The organism is Nocardia vulneris (assembly GCF_001613425.1).
GTDB lineage: Bacteria > Actinomycetota > Actinomycetes > Mycobacteriales > Mycobacteriaceae > Nocardia > Nocardia vulneris.
Genome location: NZ_BDCI01000021.1, coordinates 202,944 through 219,360 on the forward strand (window position 1 = coordinate 202,944; position 16,417 = coordinate 219,360).

Genomic DNA, 16,417 nt, shown 5'->3' on the forward strand with positions numbered 1-16,417 from the left:
CCGATCACCAGGTAATGGTGGCGGCATCGGCCGAGAGCGCAACACCACCATTACCTGGTGATCAACAGTCCAGTACACGCCGGGCGGCCGCTGAGCGTAGTCGAGCGGCCGGCCGCTCCTTCAGGTGGAGAGCGGCGTGCAGTTCGTCCGCGGTGCTTACTGGAAGATCGCAGACCGAGCCGCAGCAAGGGAGCCCCAAGCGGCGCGCGGCGGGACGCGCGGATCCCACGGCTCAACTAGTCGTCTCAGCCGCCACCGAGACACTCACTTACGAACCTCCGCGCCCCCGGCCGCTACTTCAGGCGGAGAGCGGCGCGTAGTTCGTCCGCGGTGCCTACCGGGAGGTCGCAGACCGAGCCGCGGCATACGTAGGCGGCGGGTTCGCCGTTGAGGAGAGGGCGGTCGGCGAGGAGTGGGACCGCGTCCGGGGCGGCGGCGAGGATGATCGCTCCGCCCGGGGCCGCGGTGCGCGCGGCGGCCAGTAATTCCTTTGGGGCGCTGGGCGATTCGGCGGCGATGGCGATCTGCAGTGGACCCTGCAGCGCGGCCTCGGCGACCGTGAGCCACTGTCCTGCCGAGCGGGGGGCGCGCGCCAGTACGACCGCGCCGCGCTGCAGGGTCTGCTCGGCCAGTTCGCGGTACGGGATGGCCAGGTCGGGTTCGCTGGTGGCGGCGGCCGTGAGCAGGGCCTCGGCGAGCGACGAAGCGCCGGCCGGGGTCGCGCCGTCGATCGGGTCACGCGGGCGAGCGACCAGGGTTTCCGCATCGTCGGCGGTGTCGAACCAGCTGCCGGGGGTCGCGGGATCAGCGAAATGCTGAATCGCGGTGTCCAGCAGGCGTTGCGCGTGCTGGAGCCAATCCAGCTCGCCGGTGGCCTGATGCAGCGCGAGCAGGCCAGTCACCAACCACGCGTAATCCTCCAGCACGCCGGGCGACGCACCCGCCACACCGTGCAACGACGCTCGGCGCACCCGTCCGTCAATCACGTGCTCGGACAACAGGAATCGAGCACAGCGGGCAGCGGCCGCCACCCATTCGCCCGCTCCGAACGCGGCACCCGCTTCGGCCAGCGCCGTGATCACCATACCGTTCCACGCGGTGACCACCTTGTCGTCGCGGTCCGGCTGCGGGCGTCCGTCGCGGACCTTGCGCAACGTCTTTCGGACCCGTTCGAGCCGATCATGTTCCGCCGCTTCGGGTTCGGTGTACCGGGTGAGCACCGAGGTGCCCTGCTCGAAGTTCCCCGCCGTGGACACTCCGAAAAACGCTGCGGCCCAAGCACCATCGTCCGGACCGAGTTCGCCGATCAGTTCAGCGGGCGTCCAGACATAGGTGGCACCCTCCACCCCGGGCCTACCAGGTTCCACGTGCGTGTCCGCGTCCAGCGCGGAGGCGAAACCCCCGTGCTCGGTGCCGAGATCGTCGAGCAGGAACTGGACTGTCTCCCGGGTAACCCGGTGCGCCAGTGATTCCGGCGGCTCCCGGCGCGCCAAATGCGCGTAGGCCCGCAGCAATTGCGCGTTGTCGTACAGCATCTTCTCGAAATGCGGGATCACCCAGGCGGCATCGACCGAATACCGGGCGAACCCACCACGCAGCTGGTCGTAGATACCGCCCCGCGCCATCGCGTCGGCGGTACGAACGACCACCGCGTGCACCGCCGGGTCGCCCGTGCGCTCCCAGCTGCGCAGCAGGCCTTCCAGCAGCGCCGACGGCGGAAACTTCGGCGCCCCACCGAATCCGCCGTGCTTCGGGTCCTCGTCCCGCAGCGCCGCCGCCACCGCATGGTCGAGCAGTTCCGGCACGATCGTGAACTCCGAATCCGGCAATCCCGCGGCCTGCGCCTGCAACGCCTCGGTCACCTGCGCCGAAGCTTGATCGACCTCATCGCGCCGGTGCTGCCAGGTATCCGTGATCGCGGTGAGCAACTGCGTGAACGACGGCATGCCGCCGCGCGGCACCTTCGGGTAGTACGTCCCGCAGTAGAACGGCTCCCCCGCCGGAGTCAGGAAGCACGTCATCGGCCACCCGCCCTGCCCGGTCATCGCGACCGTCGCATTCATGTACACCGCATCCAGATCGGGCCGCTCCTCCCGATCCACCTTCACGCACACGAAGTTGTCGTTCATCAACTCTGCCGTCGCCGCATCCTCGAACGACTCGTGCGCCATCACATGACACCAGTGGCAGCTCGCGTACCCCACCGACAACAGGATCGGCACATCCCGCTCCCGCGCCTCTGCCAGCGCCGCCGCATCCCATTCCCGCCAATCAACTGGATTGTCGGCATGCTGACGCAGGTAGGGAGACGTCGCAGCGGCCAATTGGTTCACGCTTCCAGCCTGCCATACCGAGGTGCACACAAACTTGGTCCTTGCTCGTCTCTCACGTCCGGGTTAACTCGGTGTCCCTGCCACCAAGGATCGCCACACAGGCAGTCGACATCGATGCTGCGCTGTCGACCGAATTGGAGGCGGCGGTTCGGGAGATCGCGGTGTTGGACGCCGCGCACGGGGGCCAACTCGAGGCGTTGGGGTTGCTGCTACTGCGCACCGAGTCGGTAGCGTCGTCGAAGATCGAAGCCATCGACGCGGATCTCGACGACTACGCTCGCGCGCTACACGGCATTCGGAGCACCCCTTCGGCGGTGGCGATGGCCGCCGCAACAGATGCGCTGGACGCGCTGATTGGCTCCACCTCCCGAGAGCGCCGGGTCACCATACCGAATTTCCTTGCCGCGCATCGCATTCTCATGGCCGACGACAAGTACGAACACAGGTATGCAGGGCGCTTCAGGGACATGCAGAACTGGATTGGCGGCAGCGACCATTCGCCGCGTGGTTCGCTCTACATTCCGCCACCACCGGACACCGTGGCCGATTACATGGCCGATCTGGAGACGTTCGTCAACCGGAGCGATCTGTCGGCGCTCGCGCAAGCGGCGGTCGCGCACGCGCAGTTCGAGTCCATCCATCCGTTCACCGACGGCAACGGCCGGATCGGACGGGCGCTCATCAACAGTGTGCTGCGGTTGCGTGGCGTAACCACACTGGTGGTGGTTCCGCTCGCGTCGGCACTGGCAGCCCGGCGCGACCGCTACTTCGAGCTGCTCACGCTCTACCGGACAGGTGATGTGCGGCCGCTCATCTCGGATTTCGCGCGATGTGCGGCGATCGCGGCGGCGCAGTCGCGAACGACAGCCGAGCGGCTGCGCGACGAGATCCCGCGCGAGTGGCGCGAGCTGCTCGGCGGCGTGCGCGCCGGCAGCGCCGCCGCCGCGTTACTCGGGCACCTGCCCGCCCACCCGATCCTGTCCGCCGAAGAGGCGCAAGCCCTGACAAACGCTTCTCGCAGCAGTGTTTTCGCGGCAATCGACCGCTTGGCCGAAGCCGGCGTACTACGGCCCCTCACCGACCGGAAACGCAACCAGATCTGGGGCGCCGGCGCAGTCCTCGACGAACTCGACGACCTCGGCGTCCGGATCGCCGACGCGGCTCGCCCACTGTGATCATGTCGGCGACTCGCTCTGGGTTGTCGATACGAACTACAGGCCACGCTCTCCGTGTCCAACCGGCGAGGACGGCACCGTCTCCCAATCCACGGCCCCGTATCCGCCCGTCGTAGACAAGACCAGCTGTTGCGGACCCAGCCGGTTAAGAGCCGTCGCGGCCGACGGCGTCAATCCTTGACGAGCCCTTCGGTGGCGGTGCGTCCGGCGGCGGTGACGCGGTCGAGGAATCCGGCCAGTAGTTCGAGTTGCTCGGGGGTGTAGTCGGCGCAGAGTTCGTCGACGGCGGTGTTCATTCCGGACAGCAGGTCGTACATCTCGCCGAGCCGGCCGGGGAGGGAGCGGACCAGGACCGCGCGGCGGTCGTCGCCGGCGCGTTCACGCACGATCCAGCCTGCCCGCTCCAGTCGGTCCAGGACGCCGGTGAGCGTGGCAGGGTGCACGCCGGCGTGTTTCGCGAGCGCACTGGGGCTCAGCGGGCCGTGACCGTTGATCAGGTCCAGGCAGTCGAAGTCGACCTCCTTGAGTTCCAGTCGCGCCCCGACCTGCCGGTTGAACAGGGCCAACTGACTGCGCACCGCGCGCAACGAGCCTTTGATCCGGGTCGTCACCCGACGGCGGTGACGAGCATCACCGTCATTTACTACGGAACTCATATCATCTCCAGCTCATATCAAATAATATGACTTTCATATTTTACGACATCCATTGGAGGCCGTGGCAGCGGCCGACCAGGAACGAAGAAGGTCGATCATGATCGTCGTCATCGGCGCCACCGGCACGGTAGGCCGGGAAGCAGTCGCCCAATTGCACGAGTCCGGCGCGAAAGTCACCGCCGTCACCCGCGACGCCGCCGCGCAGCTACCACCGGGAATCACTGTGGTGCAGGGTGATCCGTCAGTGCCGGCGATCCCCCGCGAGGCGTGGAGCGGCGTCGAGGCGGTGCTGCTCAGCTCGCGCGCGGCCCTCGCCACCGCACCCGAAATCCTTTCCACCGCAGCCGAGTTCGGTGCGCGCCGGGTAGTGGTCGTCTCGGCGGCCACCGTCGAATATCCCGCCGGCGAACCCCGTTTCATCGCCGGATTCCGGGCGCTCGAGGCCGCCGCCGAAACCTCGGGTCTGGCGTGGACTTCCTTGCGCTGTGCCGACTTCGACGCCAACACGCGCGCCTGGATACCGCAACTGCGCGGCGGGGACGTGGTGCGCGGCGCCTACGGCAAAGCCGCCACTTCGCCGATCCACGAACGCGATATCGCCGCCGTCGCCGTCCGCGCGCTGACGAGCGGGGACCACGCCGGTCGCCACTACGTGCTGACCGGTCCAGAGTCGCTGACCCAGTACGACAAGGTCCGCCTGCTCGGCGACGCCATCGGCCGCGACCTGTCGTTCCTCGAACTGACACCGGAACAGGTGCGTGCCGCGATGAGCGCACAGGGCCTACCCGAAGAGATCGCAGCCCGGCTGCTCGGTTCGCTCGCGGACTACGCCCGCGTCCCCGGTCCCACCACCGGCACCGTCGAAGAGTTGCTCGGCCGCCCGGCTCTCGGCTTTTCGACCTGGGCCGCCGACCACGCCGCGGCATTCAGCCAGGCAAAGTGACTTGCACAGAGCGCAAAACGGACTTACACAACTTGCGTGGCGCGCAGTACTGCCGGATTTCTAACCTCATGGTCATGTCACTGTCCGCCCGCCCAACGACTCCTCGATCAGGCGGCAACAGAAGGGAATTCCCATGAGTACGACCGCCGCCATCACCGCGTTCATGCTGGTGAAGACCACCCCGGAATGGCTGGCGCTGACCGTTCCGCAACGGGTCACCGCCTTCGAAACCGAAGTCCTGCCCGCCATCAACGAAAGGACGAAGGGCGTCCGCTCCCGTTTCTTCGACACCGAGTTCTACTCCACCCGCGTCACCGACGTCTGGATGTGGGAGGCCGACGACCACGAGTCCTACCAACTCCTGATCGAGGCCCTCCGCGAAACCCCCTTCTGGGACCGCTATTTCGAGATCGTCGACCTCCTGGTGGGGGTCGAGAACGGGTACGCCAAGAACTACGACCTCGAAACCTTCGCCACCGTCAGCACATAGTCAGGCCGGCCATCCGGTCGACGCAGGGGGTCGGACAGTAGTGCGTACGAACGAATTTGCTGTGCTCGACGCCGGTTTCGCGGCAGCTCGGGATGCGGTCTGGCAGGGTGTTTGGGTTGACCGCGTTCGGTGAGGGGGCAGTCTGTTTACGTATCGGGTCGAGATCTTCGAGGGCGATCGACACAGTCCGGTGTGGTGGCAGGTGGCGAACGCGGGCTGGGCAGCGGAAGTGTCGGCGGCACTGAAGGAAATGGCCGTGCGACTGGAACTCGACCTGCCCTACCATCCGAGCGAGCGATGGTGCTGGTACCGATACGAGGTGCGCTGGCCGGACGGCGCGATCCTGGAAGGGTTCGAAGGCGCGGTCGAACCGGATTCCATCGCCGACGATCTACGCGCCCTGGCCCGAGCGGTGATCGCGGTGAGCGTCCGCGATCTACGGCGCAGCACCGAGTGATCGCGGCCGCGTCACACCTGCGGGACGGTAAAGGTCTGGAGGTGGTCGAGCTGGATGAACTCGCTGCCGGGGCTGGCTTGGACGACCGCTTTGCGGAGGGAGTCGAGGCCGCCCCAGTCGCGGGCCGGTGCGGTGAGCGGGTGGTCGAAATCGTCCCAGTGCGTGGGCAGAACGTAGCGGGGATTGCCGGTGACCTGGAGTAGGCGGGCGACGTAGTCGGTGATCTTGCCGCCGCCCGCGGGGAGCAGCAGGACGTCGGGGTGCAAGCCGGAGAGTTCGGATTCGATGTAGTTGGAGCCGCCGAAGTTCAGGACGCGCATACCGCCACCGGCCACCTCGTAGGCGAGCGTGCCACCTTCGACCAGATCACGAATCACCCTGGGCTCCGGCAGTTTTCCCGCGCCGAGGCCCGGCCGGGTGCCCGCGAACGCCACCTCCGCCCTGGCTCCGGATGTGGAATGCAGCGACCGCAGCACCCGGATGGTGTAGCCGTCGAAGCGCAGGTACTCGCCGCCGGTGGCGATGGCCAGCTGGTCCTCCGGTGCGCCGAGGGCGGCCATCAAGTTGAGATGGGTCTCGGTGCCGAGCACCGTCGCGCCGGTCTTCCTGGCCAGATAGGGCACGTCGGTGAGATGGTCGTAGTGCCCGTGGGTGACCAGGATGTGGTCGGCGCGCAGCTCACCGCTGTCCACGTAACGGTCGATCAGCGCGGTGTCGACGGTGATCGGGGTCTCCGGGTCGGCACCGGCCTCGGTATAGGTTCCGGTATGGAACCTGGTCAGCCAGGGATCGATCAGCACCGTCTTGCCGCCGGGCAGCCGGATCTCCCATCCGTTGTTCCCCCACCACCGCAGCGTCACCGGGCCGGGTCCCGGCGCACCGGATGCCACCGCCGGTTGCGCGGATTCCGTTCCGCCACATGCCACTACGCCCGCGAGCACCGCCGCGCCCGCGGTCACACCGAAGAATTCTCGCCGTCCGAAACCTGTCATGCCGGTACCACAGCACATGCCCGATCCCGCTGTCCAAGACCGCGCACCCGGCCCGGTGATATCGACAGCGATATCGTCGCAGTGTGGACCCGCTACGCCAGCTGCGCTATTTCCTCGCCGTGGCCGAAGAATTACATTTCGGCCGGGCCGCCGAGCGTCTCGGCATCGCCCAGCCGCCGCTGAGTCAACGCATCCGCAAGCTCGAAAACGACCTCGGCGCACGGCTGTTCGACCGGGACAGCCGCCGCGTCGAGCTCACCGAGGCCGGTCAGATCCTGCTCGCGGAAGCGCGGGACCTGCTGGCCCGCTGGGAGCGGACCACCGCGCTGGTCGGCAAGGCGCATCGCGGCGAAATGGACGCGATCCGCGTCGGGGTACCACCCGAATTGGCCGGGCGCGTGCTCGCCGCGCTGCTCACCGCGTTCGAAAGCCACGACGTACGAGTCGATCTGCAAGAGCACACCACCGCGGAACAGGTGCGCCTGCTCGCCGACCGGCAGCTCGACGCGGGCCTGCTGCAACATCCGGTGGACGCGATCGGGCTCGAACTCGGACCCGCCGTGGACACCCCGCTCGGCGTGGTGCTCCCCCGCGATTCGCCGCTGGCCGTGCGCTCTTCGCTGACCCTGGCCGATCTGGCGGGTCTCGGCCTGGTGATCTTCCCCAGGGCGGCAGCGCCCGGGCTCTACGACACGACGTTACGCACCTGCTGGGAGCACGGCTTCCGGCCGGCCGGGGTGCAGCACGCCCGTAATCCCGAATTCGTGCTCGGGATGGTGCTTTCCGGCCGTGGCGTGGCGTTCGACCAGGGCATGATCGCGCAGAAGGAACCGCGGGTGGTGTGGCGGCCGCTCCCGCCCGGGACGCTGAGCTGGCGACTGTCGCTGGCCTGGCCGGTTGCCGCGCCACATCCCCTGGTGCCCGAACTCGCCGAACTGGTGGTGCGAGTGGTGCAGGGCGACGGCGCTTCTCGGCCCGTGGGCGCTCAGGATCCGCCGCAGCGGCCGTGGGATGTGGTGTACGGCAAGCCGTGAACGATGCCGTCGATCGCCGCCACCGCCGCGGCGCCGATCGCGCGATCCACCTCGGGCAGCCGCTGGACGAGAGACTCGGTTCTGGTGAATACCGCTACCGCATAACGGCTTCCGTCGGGGTACTCGATCACGCCGATCTCGTTGCGCACCCCGGGCAGCGTGCCGGTCTTGGCCCAGATCTGCGCCTCGGGCGGGAACGCCGCGGCGAGCCGATACCAATTCACCTGTTCGCGCATGACATCTCGCACCCACTGGCAGGCCTGCGCCGAGCCGGCGAGATCCTGACCGATGAGGGTGAGCAGGCGGGTCATCTCCCGTGGCGTGCTCGCCGTGCTCCGCCGAGGATCGAGGGCCCGGCTGCCCAGCACCGCCGCCGCGCCGAGGGTGGAAAATCGCGCGGCGAACTCGGCCGCGTCCCGCGCGCCGATATCGTCGGCCATACTTTGCACGATATCCCTTGGCGCACCGGTGATTCGGGTCTCGGTCAAGCCGAGTTCCCGGACCAGCGAACGCACGTTGTCCAGTCCGACCCGGTCGAAGAGCAGATCGGCGGCGGTGTTGTCGCTCAGCGTCAGGGCGAAGAAGGCGGCATCGCGCAGACTCAGCTCGACATCGTCGAAACAGCCCGCGGTGCCCACCCCGCCGAGCCGATCCGCCGCGCGCACCCGCACCCGATCGGCCGGATCGAGCTGACCCGCCGCGACCTGCCGGGCGAACTCCAGCACCAGCGGCACCTTCACCACCGAGGCGAGCACCACCGGCTCGTCGGCGTCGAGCCCGTTCTCGCCCGCACACCCGAAACACCGAGCGTGTACCCACCCCTGCACGCCCGCCTTCCGAAAGATCTCCCGCACCACTGCCAAGCTGCCATACCGGGCCGCCACCGCCGTGCTTGACTCTCCAGTCACTGGAGCACCGAGGCTGGCCTTTCCGTCCGCGTACCCGACTGGAGGACCCGATGAAGATCGACCTGGCCAAGACCGACAAGCACTACTACAGTGCCCCGATCGACCCGGTCCGGCGCACCTTCGGTAGCTACGGCTACGTGACCGTCACCGGTTCGGGCGCTCCGGAAGGCCCGGAGTACACCGCCGCGCTCGAGACGCTCTACCGCGCCGCGTACGGCGCCAAGAAGGTCGCCAAGTCCGCCGATCAGGACTTCGTGGTGCCGAAACTCGAAGGACTCTGGTGGGTCGAATCCGATGAACCCCCCTTGACGGTCCCGCGCGAACAATGGCATTGGCGGCTGATGATTCGCATGCCGGAGTTCGTCACCGCAGACCTGGTCACCGGTGCGACGTTCGAACAATTCAGTGAAGGCGATGCCATTCAGGCATTGCACATCGGCCCCTACGCGACCGAACCGGAGACCTTGGCGCGCATGGCAGCGTTCATGCAGCACGAAGGACTCACGATGAACGGCCGCCACCATGAGATCTATCTCACCGATCCGCGCCGCTCGACCGGCGCGAAGACCAGGACCATCCTGCGCCACCCGGTCCGGCCGATCCCGCGCCGGGACGCGCACGCCGAAAAATAGGATGCGCCGGTCGAATTCGTCCGGATACAGTGCGCAGAGCGCCCAGCGCGCGGGCAACGATTGATCGCCGTTTGCCTTTTGCGTGCCCGAAATACCCTGGGCGCGAGTGAAATCAGTCCACCCTGCTTCTCCGCCGGAAAGGGCAGAATTGCCATGCGCATATTCAGCAGCACACGTCCGAACGACGACGCAGCCCGGAATATCGGCGCCGTGACCTCGGACACGCACGCCGAACATCACGCACTGCACCGCAATCACGGCGGCCGCCTCACCTACCAGGGTGCGGCGTCCCGCGAGCTGTTGCTGCTCGCCGCGTCGACCGTGGTGCGGATGCGGTAGCCGCGCCCCGGTCTAGGGCGTCCGCGCCAGCACCTCTCGGCCGACGTAGCCGAGCAGCCTGCGATGCGCGGACGCCCCGTCCTCGACCGCGACCTCGGCGCCGAAGACCCCGGGCACCCGGAACTTGTCGATGCCACCGCGGCTCTGCATGATGGCGAGGAGTTCGCCGCAGAGCTCGTCATCGGCGAGATCGGACCGATCGATGGCGACCGCGATATCCACGCCGTGCACCACGAGTTCGGTGAGATGCACCAGCGCCGCCGTCGACGCCGGCACGGTGCCCAGCGGCGTGCGCACCTTGTAGTCGAGCGCGTCGGGCCGGTGCCAGGCCGCGCGGTCCACCTCCGCCGCCGCGGCGTAGGCGCCCTGCGGATCCCCGCCGAGCCAGTCGGATTCATGATCGGCGCCCGAATCCGTGCCGCTCAACGCCGCCGCATAGACGTGCATGCCGCCGACCACGTGGTTCAACACGGTGCGCACGTCCCATTCCCGACAAGGTGTCGGCGCGGCCAGAGCGCTGTCGTCCAAGACGGCGACGATGACGCTCGTCGCCTCGAGTGCACGGTCGATCTGTCCGATCACGTTGTCCATGAGCTTCCTTCGGTCGAGCGGTCTGGCTGAATTGGTAACACAGGCGGGCAAAATGCGGAGGCCGTTGCGAAAGCTGCTCTCGCCTGAATAGGTTGCCAGCAGTGTGCTTCTCGATGGCCGACGGGAAAAGCGGATGTGCGCGCCGAATACAACTCGCTACAGTGTGCAATGCCACCGGTGCACACGCAACGTGCTTTGCCATATCTGAAAACTGTTGAGCCACTACTGTTACCACCGTAGAGTGCGCTACGCGCCCGAGCGGAGGCAAGAATCGCCGCCACGTGGGCCGACGAGATTTCATACCCCGGCACGCGGTTATCGAAACCTGCCACGGCGATTCAATTCATGTCGATGTCACCCACCGCACATTGCCGGTTCTTCGACTCGACAGCCGATTTCCGCCAGTACCGGTCCCTAAAGTCAAGGAATAGTAAAAGATTTCGGCGCGGGAGGGATTCGACCGCCCGGTCAATCGACGTTCCAGCACTCCACGGCAATGTGATTGAAGCCGCGGCCATCCTTTTGGTAAGCCACGACGCACACCCGGCCCCGCCCGATCCCGTGCACGATCCAACTCGGATCCGCCTCGGTCGCCGACGAGGAGAGGTCGCGGTCGATACCCGGACCGGTGAAGCTGAGGAACCCGACGAACCCCCGGCCCACAGCCGAGGCCTGATACCCGTCGGCGCCGCCGACCACGCACAAGCAGATCGGCGCCACTGCGGTACCCATAGTCGCCACCCCCATGGCCTCGAACGGACGCGGCGCGGATCGCACGCCGAGCCAGTGTATCCGTCATTTGCCTTCCCCCACTTACCCTTTCGATCGCGCGGACAGGGCTGGATACCCAGCCGGGATGTCCACCATGGTGTGATCCAGCTCACATATCGAGTGCGGCCTGCGGCGAACCGGTTTTCCACAGCGCATTCGCGAGCCGCACCGGTGGGTAAACTCACGTCGGTGCAGCGCAGTACCGGTGTGCTATCAGGAAGGTCGGCCGTGCGATCGTCTAGAACCCGAACCGGCGCAGGTGCCGTCGCGATCCCCCGCCCGGCGGACTCGCGCCGCGGCGGCGGGTCGCCGTGCCCGGCGCTGCGGCAGACCGGACCGGGGTGGGCCGCATGACCGACCACCGCGCCACCGAGCAGCCCGGCCCGGACCCCGACTTACACGCGGATCTGCTTGCGGCCCTCGGCGTTCCGATCGACGACGACCTGCTCACCCTGGCCCTGACGCACCGTTCCTACGCCTACGAGAACGGCGGGATGCCGACCAACGAGCGACTGGAGTTCCTCGGCGACTCGGTCCTCGGGCTCAGCGTCACCGAGAGCCTGTACCTGCGCCACCCACAGCGCTCAGAAGGCGATCTGGCGAAGATCCGGTCCCGGGTAGTCAACATGCACGCCTGCGCCGAGGTCGCGCGCAGCCTGGGCCCGGCCGGCCTCGGTCCGCACCTGCTGCTCGGCAAGGGCGAGGAACTGACCGGCGGCCGCGACAAGACCAGCATCCTGGCCGACGGCATGGAATCGCTGCTCGGCGCGGTACACCTGCAGCACGGGATCGACGTCGCGCGCACGGTGGTGCTGCGGCTGTTCGACGATCTGCTCGAACGGGCCGCCAAAATGGGCGCGGGACTGGACTGGAAGACCAGCCTGCAGGAGCACACCGCCGAACACGGCCTCGGCGTGCCCAGCTACGAGATCACCTCGACCGGACCCGACCACGACAAGGAGTTCACCGCCACCGCGGTGGTCGGCGGCCTCGCCTACGGCAAGGGCGTCGGACGGTCGAAGAAGGAAGCCGAGCAGAACGCGGCCGCCGCCGCCTACACCGCGCTCACCCAGAAGCCGAGCTGATCGGCCCTCAGGTACGGATCGGCGGCCCGTCCGGGCCCGCCTCGTCGGTGCGCTTGGTGATGCCGTGCTCGGTGCCCTCGTCGGCTTCCTGATCCGGCTCGGGATGATCCGGCTCGAAGGTCGCAGGCAGCCGCTTGATGTGCTTGTTCATCGAGCGCACCAGCAGCACCGTGCCGGCCAGCAGGATGAGGATGATCAGGAAGCCCAGCGGCGACGCCTTGCCGAACTCGGGTCCGGTCGGCGTGCCGGGGCTCGTCTGGGCGAGCAGAACCAGCATCACCGCTGCTCGTCTTCGATGCCGGCGAACAGGTCGGTCTCCGGCAGCGCGGTGCGCACCCGGGTCTTGGCCAGCTCGAACTCCTCGGTCGGCCAGAGCCGCTGCTGCAGCTCCAGCGGGATGGCGAAGAACGCGCCGTTCGGGTCGATCTGCGTGGCGTGCGCCCGCAGCGCGTCGTCGCGCTGCGGAAAGTACTTGGCGCAGTCGATCTGCGTGGTGACCCGGGAGAACACGTCGCCGCGCTCGGGCACGTACTTGCGCATCCGGTCCAGCCACTCCTGCAGCGGGAACGGCTCACCCATCCGCTCGTACTCCTCGGCGAACACTTCCATCCGCCGGGCGGTGAAACCGTGGTCGTAGTACAGCTTCAGCGGCGTCCACGGCTCGCCCGCGTCGGGGAAGCGCTCCGGATCGCCCGCCGCCTCGAACGCGGCCATCGACACCTCGTGGCAGCGGATGTGGTCGGGGTGCGGGTAACCGCCGAGCTCGTCGTAGGTGGTCATCACGTGCGGCCGGAACTCGCGCACCACCCGGACCAGCGCCTCGGTGGACTCCTCCAGCGGCACCAGCGCGAAGCTGCCCTCGGGCAGCGGCGGCAGCGGATCCCCCTCGGGCAGGCCGGAATCGACGAAACCGAGCCAGTGCTGCCGCACGCCGAGCGCGCGGGCCGCGGCGGCCATCTCCTCGCGGCGGATCTCGTCGATCCGGTCCAGGACGCCCGGGGTGTCCATCGCGGGATTCAGGATGCTGCCGCGCTCCCCACCGGTCAGCGTGACGATGAGGACGTCGTGTCCCTCGTCGGCGTACCGCGCGGTCGTCGCGGCACCCTTGCTGGATTCGTCGTCGGGGTGGGCATGCACCGCCATGAGGCGAAGGCCACTCACGTCTCGTTCACCATCGCTCTCGCTCGCGGGTGTCTGGTCTTCGTTCCCTATAGTTCCATTCGACCGACATTTGTTCCGACTTACCCCCCGGGAGCGATCACATGGGCGACCGCGACGACGCCACGGCTCCGGCGGCGATCCAGAGGCCGACCGACCGGTACGGGAAGCAGCCGGCCGCGCGTCCGCGCTGGCTGGCCCCCGCGCTCATCGCGGCCGTGGCGGTACTCGGCTGCGGCGTCGCCTTCCTCGGCTGGCAGAAGTACGGCCCCAAGGACATCGAGTCCGAACAACTCGGCTACACCGTCGTCGACGACGCCACGATGTCGATCCGGATCAAGGTGACCAGGAAGGACCCGCAGCAACCGGTGGTCTGCTTCGTGCGCGCGATGGCCCGCGACAGCGTCGAGGTCGGCCGCCGCGAGGTGCTCATCCCACCGTCCGACAGCGGCACGATCCAGCTGACGACCACGGTCAAGGCTTCCGAGCGCCCGGCCTCGAGCAGCATCTACGCGTGCAGCGCGGACGTACCCGAATACCTGCGCGCGGAGTGACCAGCTAACGACGGGCACCGCCACCCTGGACGATTTGCGGCATTTGCCGCAGCATATGTCCTCGAAATTAACTCCGACCTGCATGTTTGTGATTCATGCTAAAATGGCCTGACACACGGTTCCGGGGTTCGGAGCCGTGTTTGCTGCATTGGCGGCCAGCGCTATCTGTTCCGGATCATGAGCTTTGCCCGGAACCAGGGTCTGTCGGGGTTCGATGAACTTCCCAGGATCGCTCTAGCCGTCGACTGGTGCGTGCCCGCCCCACGGGTGGGTACTGCGGCAGTTATCAGGGAATCCCGGCCTGCCGGGAACAACTACTAGGGAGTGATCGAGATGACTGAGACGCAAGTGACTTGGCTGACCCCGGAGTCGCACGACAGGCTCAAGGGCGAACTCGATGCGCTCATCGCCAATCGTCCCGTTATCGCTGCCGAGATCAACGAACGCCGTGAAGAGGGCGACCTCAAGGAGAACGGCGGATACCACGCCGCGCGCGAGGAGCAGGGCCAGCAGGAGGCGCGCATTCGCCAGCTGCAGGAGCTGCTGAACAACGCCAAGGTCGGCGTCGCGCCGACCAAGTCCGGCGTCGCGCTCCCCGGCTCGGTCGTCAAGGTCTATTACGACGGCGACGAGTCGGACACCGAGACCTTCCTCATCGCGACCCGCGAAGAGGGCCTGAACGACTCCAAGCTGGAGACCTACTCGCCGGCGTCCCCGCTGGGCGGCGCGCTCATCGACGCCAAGGTCGGCGAGACCCGCGAGTACACGTTGCCCAACGGCAACACCATGAAGGTCACCCTGGTCAGCGCGGAGCCCTACCACAGCTGACGCATGCGGCCGGGCCGCACCGCGCCCCGGCCGTACGTTCCCCCTGAGACACGAGCGGCCGCACCCGTATTCCAGGTGCGGCCGCTTCGTCATCTCGGGTGTCCCGTCAGCTCGCGAGGGCCTGCTCGACATCGGTGAGCAGATCGGCCGCATCCTCGATGCCGACCGAGAGGCGGACCAGGTCGGCGGGCACCTCCAGCACGGAGCCCTCGGTCGACGCGTGCGTCATCGCGGCCGGGTGCTCGATCAGCGATTCCACCCCGCCCAGCGACTCGGCCAGCGTGAAAACCTTGGTCCGCGCGCAGAACTCGCGGGCGGCGTCGGCGCCGCCGTGCAGCCGCACCGAGATCATGCCGCCGAACCGGCGCATCTGCTTCGCCGCCACCTGGTGACCCGGGTGCTCCGGCAGGCCGGGGTAGATCACCTGGGCGATCGCCGGGTGCCCGGCAAGGAACTCGACCAGGGTCTCGGCGTTGTCGCAGTGCCGGTCCATCCGCACGGCCAGCGTCTTGGTGCCGCGCATGGTGAGGAAGGCATCGAACGGTCCGGGCACCGCGCCCGCGCCGTTCTGCAGGAACGCGAACGCCGCGTCGAGTTCGGGATCGTTGGTGATCAGCGCGCCGCCCACGACATCGGAGTGACCACCCAGGTACTTCGTGGTCGAGTGCGTCACGATATCGGCGCCGAGCTGCAGCGGCTGCTGCAGGTACGGGGTGGCGAAGGTGTTGTCCACCACCAGCTTCGCGCCCGCGGCGTGCGCGACATCGGCGAGCGCCGGGATGTCGCCGATGCTCAGCAGCGGATTGGTCGGCGTCTCGACCCACACCAGCTTGGTGTTCGGGCGGATCGCCGCGCGCATCTCGTCCACGTCGAAGACGTGCGCGGGCGAATGCTCGATGCCCCACTGGCTGAATACTTTGTCGATCAGGCGGAAGGTGCCGCCGTAGGCGTCGTCCGGGATGACGATGTGGTCGCCGGGGCGCAGCGTGGCCCGCAGGGCACAGTCGGTGGCGGCCATGCCGGACGCGAAAGCCCGGCCGTACCGGCCGGATTCGAGCGCGGCGAGGTTCGCTTCCAGCGCGGAGCGCGTCGGGTTTCCGGTGCGGGCGTATTCGAAACCGCCCCGCAGGCCGCCCACCCCGTCCTGGGCGAAGGTCGAACTGGCGTAGATGGGCACGTTCACCGCGCCGGTCTGCGGATCAGGATCGAACCCGGCATGCACCGCGCGCGTAGAGAACCCGAATTCACTCATGAACCTCACCCTAATTGGCGGCCATCGACGGGCAACCCCCTGGTCGGGCTACCGGCTCATAGAACCACCGCTCGGGCCGCGTTGTTCCGCGTGGCAGGGCACCGACTCGGCGCCGATCGGACAGATCGAGGCACTTACCCCTGGTCGCCGTTCTAATTCCACAGCTGAGCCCTAGCGACAGAAATATTTTCTGCCACTAGGGGTGGTGAACCCGATCTC

Annotated in this window: 19 protein-coding genes; 10 read left to right on the forward strand and 9 right to left on the reverse strand. The window is 67.7% G+C overall.

The window, feature by feature from the left end; translation table 11 throughout:
* Nucleotides 1-293: 293 nt before the first annotated feature.
* Complete coding sequence (locus NVU01S_RS23000) at nucleotides 294-2,333, reverse strand: thioredoxin domain-containing protein (RefSeq protein ID WP_156161460.1); 2,040 nt, start codon at nucleotides 2,331-2,333, stop codon at nucleotides 294-296.
* A gap of 41 nt (nucleotides 2,334-2,374) precedes the next feature.
* Here NVU01S_RS23000 and NVU01S_RS23005 point away from each other — a divergent pair, with 41 nt between their 5' ends.
* The gene (locus NVU01S_RS23005) at nucleotides 2,375-3,508 is read left to right on the forward strand and encodes a Fic family protein (protein WP_244467144.1); all 1,134 of its coding nucleotides are present in this window, start codon (nucleotides 2,375-2,377) and stop codon (nucleotides 3,506-3,508) included.
* Nucleotides 3,509-3,678: 170 nt separating this feature from the next.
* Here the strand turns inward: NVU01S_RS23005 and NVU01S_RS23010 are convergent, their stop codons facing one another.
* Nucleotides 3,679-4,119: a MarR family winged helix-turn-helix transcriptional regulator gene (locus tag NVU01S_RS23010; protein WP_043666135.1), complete on the reverse strand. Its 441-nt coding sequence runs from the start codon at nucleotides 4,117-4,119 to the stop codon at nucleotides 3,679-3,681.
* Nucleotides 4,120-4,261: 142 nt separating this feature from the next.
* On the opposite strand from NVU01S_RS23010, the gene NVU01S_RS23015 reads away from it, so the two are divergent.
* From NVU01S_RS23015 to NVU01S_RS23025, 3 genes are all read left to right on the forward strand, one after another.
* Entirely contained in the window at nucleotides 4,262-5,107 is an 846-nt protein-coding gene (locus tag NVU01S_RS23015) for an NAD(P)H-binding protein (protein WP_043666137.1), read from the forward strand.
* A gap of 133 nt (nucleotides 5,108-5,240) precedes the next feature.
* Nucleotides 5,241-5,597 (forward strand): darcynin family protein, encoded by a 357-nt coding sequence (locus NVU01S_RS23020; RefSeq protein ID WP_043666139.1) that lies wholly within the window; start codon nucleotides 5,241-5,243, stop codon nucleotides 5,595-5,597.
* A gap of 256 nt (nucleotides 5,598-5,853) precedes the next feature.
* A complete protein-coding gene (locus tag NVU01S_RS23025; protein ID WP_146154139.1) occupies nucleotides 5,854-6,054 on the forward strand; it encodes a hypothetical protein in 201 nt (66 codons plus the stop codon).
* Nucleotides 6,055-6,065: 11 nt separating this feature from the next.
* Here the strand turns inward: NVU01S_RS23025 and NVU01S_RS23030 are convergent, their stop codons facing one another.
* A complete protein-coding gene (locus tag NVU01S_RS23030; protein WP_043666141.1) occupies nucleotides 6,066-7,046 on the reverse strand; it encodes an MBL fold metallo-hydrolase in 981 nt (326 codons plus the stop codon).
* Between the two features lie 83 nt (nucleotides 7,047-7,129).
* Between NVU01S_RS23030 and NVU01S_RS23035 the strand changes: the two genes are divergently transcribed.
* The gene (locus NVU01S_RS23035; protein ID WP_043666142.1) at nucleotides 7,130-8,080 is read left to right on the forward strand and encodes a LysR family transcriptional regulator; all 951 of its coding nucleotides are present in this window, start codon (nucleotides 7,130-7,132) and stop codon (nucleotides 8,078-8,080) included.
* Here NVU01S_RS23035 and NVU01S_RS23040 read toward each other — a convergent pair.
* Nucleotides 8,032-8,988 (reverse strand): serine hydrolase, encoded by a 957-nt coding sequence (locus NVU01S_RS23040; RefSeq protein WP_244467145.1) that lies wholly within the window; start codon nucleotides 8,986-8,988, stop codon nucleotides 8,032-8,034. The genes NVU01S_RS23035 and NVU01S_RS23040 overlap by 49 nt on opposite strands.
* A 50-nt stretch (nucleotides 8,989-9,038) precedes the next feature.
* Here NVU01S_RS23040 and NVU01S_RS23045 point away from each other — a divergent pair, with 50 nt between their 5' ends.
* Nucleotides 9,039-9,620 (forward strand): GyrI-like domain-containing protein, encoded by a 582-nt coding sequence (locus tag NVU01S_RS23045; RefSeq protein WP_043666144.1) that lies wholly within the window; start codon nucleotides 9,039-9,041, stop codon nucleotides 9,618-9,620.
* 210 nt (nucleotides 9,621-9,830) lie between these two features.
* Nucleotides 9,831-9,959 (forward strand): hypothetical protein, encoded by a 129-nt coding sequence (locus NVU01S_RS45265; protein WP_280140714.1) that lies wholly within the window; start codon nucleotides 9,831-9,833, stop codon nucleotides 9,957-9,959.
* 12 nt (nucleotides 9,960-9,971) lie between these two features.
* Here NVU01S_RS45265 and NVU01S_RS23055 read toward each other — a convergent pair whose 3' ends face one another.
* The gene (locus NVU01S_RS23055; protein WP_043666149.1) at nucleotides 9,972-10,550 is read right to left on the reverse strand and encodes a TIGR03086 family metal-binding protein; all 579 of its coding nucleotides are present in this window, start codon (nucleotides 10,548-10,550) and stop codon (nucleotides 9,972-9,974) included.
* 468 nt (nucleotides 10,551-11,018) lie between these two features.
* On the reverse strand, nucleotides 11,019-11,282 hold the full coding sequence (locus NVU01S_RS23060; RefSeq protein ID WP_042260710.1) for a hypothetical protein: 264 nt from the start codon (nucleotides 11,280-11,282) through the stop codon (nucleotides 11,019-11,021).
* A 389-nt stretch (nucleotides 11,283-11,671) separates the two neighbouring features.
* Here NVU01S_RS23060 and rnc point away from each other — a divergent pair, with 389 nt between their 5' ends.
* Nucleotides 11,672-12,406, forward strand: a complete 735-nt coding sequence (gene rnc / locus NVU01S_RS23065; RefSeq protein WP_029899301.1) for a ribonuclease III — start codon at nucleotides 11,672-11,674, stop codon at nucleotides 12,404-12,406.
* 7 nt (nucleotides 12,407-12,413) lie between these two features.
* Here the strand turns inward: rnc and NVU01S_RS23070 are convergent, their stop codons facing one another.
* Both NVU01S_RS23070 and mca read right to left on the reverse strand, forming a co-directional pair.
* Nucleotides 12,414-12,683 carry a hypothetical protein gene (locus tag NVU01S_RS23070; RefSeq protein WP_014988084.1) on the reverse strand — a complete coding sequence of 90 codons (270 nt, stop codon included), beginning with the start codon at nucleotides 12,681-12,683 and terminating at the stop codon, nucleotides 12,414-12,416.
* The gene (gene mca, locus NVU01S_RS23075; RefSeq protein ID WP_043666155.1) at nucleotides 12,683-13,549 is read right to left on the reverse strand and encodes a mycothiol conjugate amidase Mca; all 867 of its coding nucleotides are present in this window, start codon (nucleotides 13,547-13,549) and stop codon (nucleotides 12,683-12,685) included. The genes NVU01S_RS23070 and mca overlap by 1 nt, the downstream gene beginning before the upstream one ends.
* Nucleotides 13,550-13,668: 119 nt before the next feature.
* Between mca and NVU01S_RS23080 the strand changes: the two genes are divergently transcribed.
* Nucleotides 13,669-14,118, forward strand: a complete 450-nt coding sequence (locus NVU01S_RS23080; RefSeq protein ID WP_052280297.1) for a DUF4307 domain-containing protein — start codon at nucleotides 13,669-13,671, stop codon at nucleotides 14,116-14,118.
* Between the two features lie 333 nt (nucleotides 14,119-14,451).
* Complete coding sequence (gene greA, locus NVU01S_RS23085) at nucleotides 14,452-14,946, forward strand: transcription elongation factor GreA (protein WP_014988087.1); 495 nt, start codon at nucleotides 14,452-14,454, stop codon at nucleotides 14,944-14,946.
* Between the two features lie 106 nt (nucleotides 14,947-15,052).
* Here greA and NVU01S_RS23090 read toward each other — a convergent pair whose 3' ends face one another.
* Nucleotides 15,053-16,198, reverse strand: a complete 1,146-nt coding sequence (locus tag NVU01S_RS23090; RefSeq protein WP_043666158.1) for a cystathionine gamma-synthase — start codon at nucleotides 16,196-16,198, stop codon at nucleotides 15,053-15,055.
* Nucleotides 16,199-16,417: the final 219 nt, after the last annotated feature.

Bases quoted from the DNA above. Each gene is read 5' to 3' on its own strand.
- NVU01S_RS23020 (WP_043666139.1), top strand. From the start codon at position 5,241: ATGAGTACGACCGCCGCCATCACCGCGTTCATGCTGGTGAAGACCACC.
- greA (WP_014988087.1), top strand. From the start codon at position 14,452: ATGACTGAGACGCAAGTGACTTGGCTGACCCCGGAGTCGCACGACAGG.
- NVU01S_RS23080 (WP_052280297.1), top strand. From the start codon at position 13,669: ATGGGCGACCGCGACGACGCCACGGCTCCGGCGGCGATCCAGAGGCCG.
- NVU01S_RS23060 (WP_042260710.1), bottom strand. From the start codon at position 11,282: ATGGGTACCGCAGTGGCGCCGATCTGCTTGTGCGTGGTCGGCGGCGCC.
- rnc (WP_029899301.1), top strand. From the start codon at position 11,672: ATGACCGACCACCGCGCCACCGAGCAGCCCGGCCCGGACCCCGACTTA.
- mca (WP_043666155.1), bottom strand. From the start codon at position 13,549: ATGGCGGTGCATGCCCACCCCGACGACGAATCCAGCAAGGGTGCCGCG.
- NVU01S_RS23070 (WP_014988084.1), bottom strand. From the start codon at position 12,683: ATGCTGGTTCTGCTCGCCCAGACGAGCCCCGGCACGCCGACCGGACCC.
- NVU01S_RS23055 (WP_043666149.1), bottom strand. From the start codon at position 10,550: ATGGACAACGTGATCGGACAGATCGACCGTGCACTCGAGGCGACGAGC.
- NVU01S_RS23045 (WP_043666144.1), top strand. From the start codon at position 9,039: ATGAAGATCGACCTGGCCAAGACCGACAAGCACTACTACAGTGCCCCG.
- NVU01S_RS23015 (WP_043666137.1), top strand. From the start codon at position 4,262: ATGATCGTCGTCATCGGCGCCACCGGCACGGTAGGCCGGGAAGCAGTC.
- NVU01S_RS23090 (WP_043666158.1), bottom strand. From the start codon at position 16,198: ATGAGTGAATTCGGGTTCTCTACGCGCGCGGTGCATGCCGGGTTCGAT.
- NVU01S_RS23030 (WP_043666141.1), bottom strand. From the start codon at position 7,046: ATGACAGGTTTCGGACGGCGAGAATTCTTCGGTGTGACCGCGGGCGCG.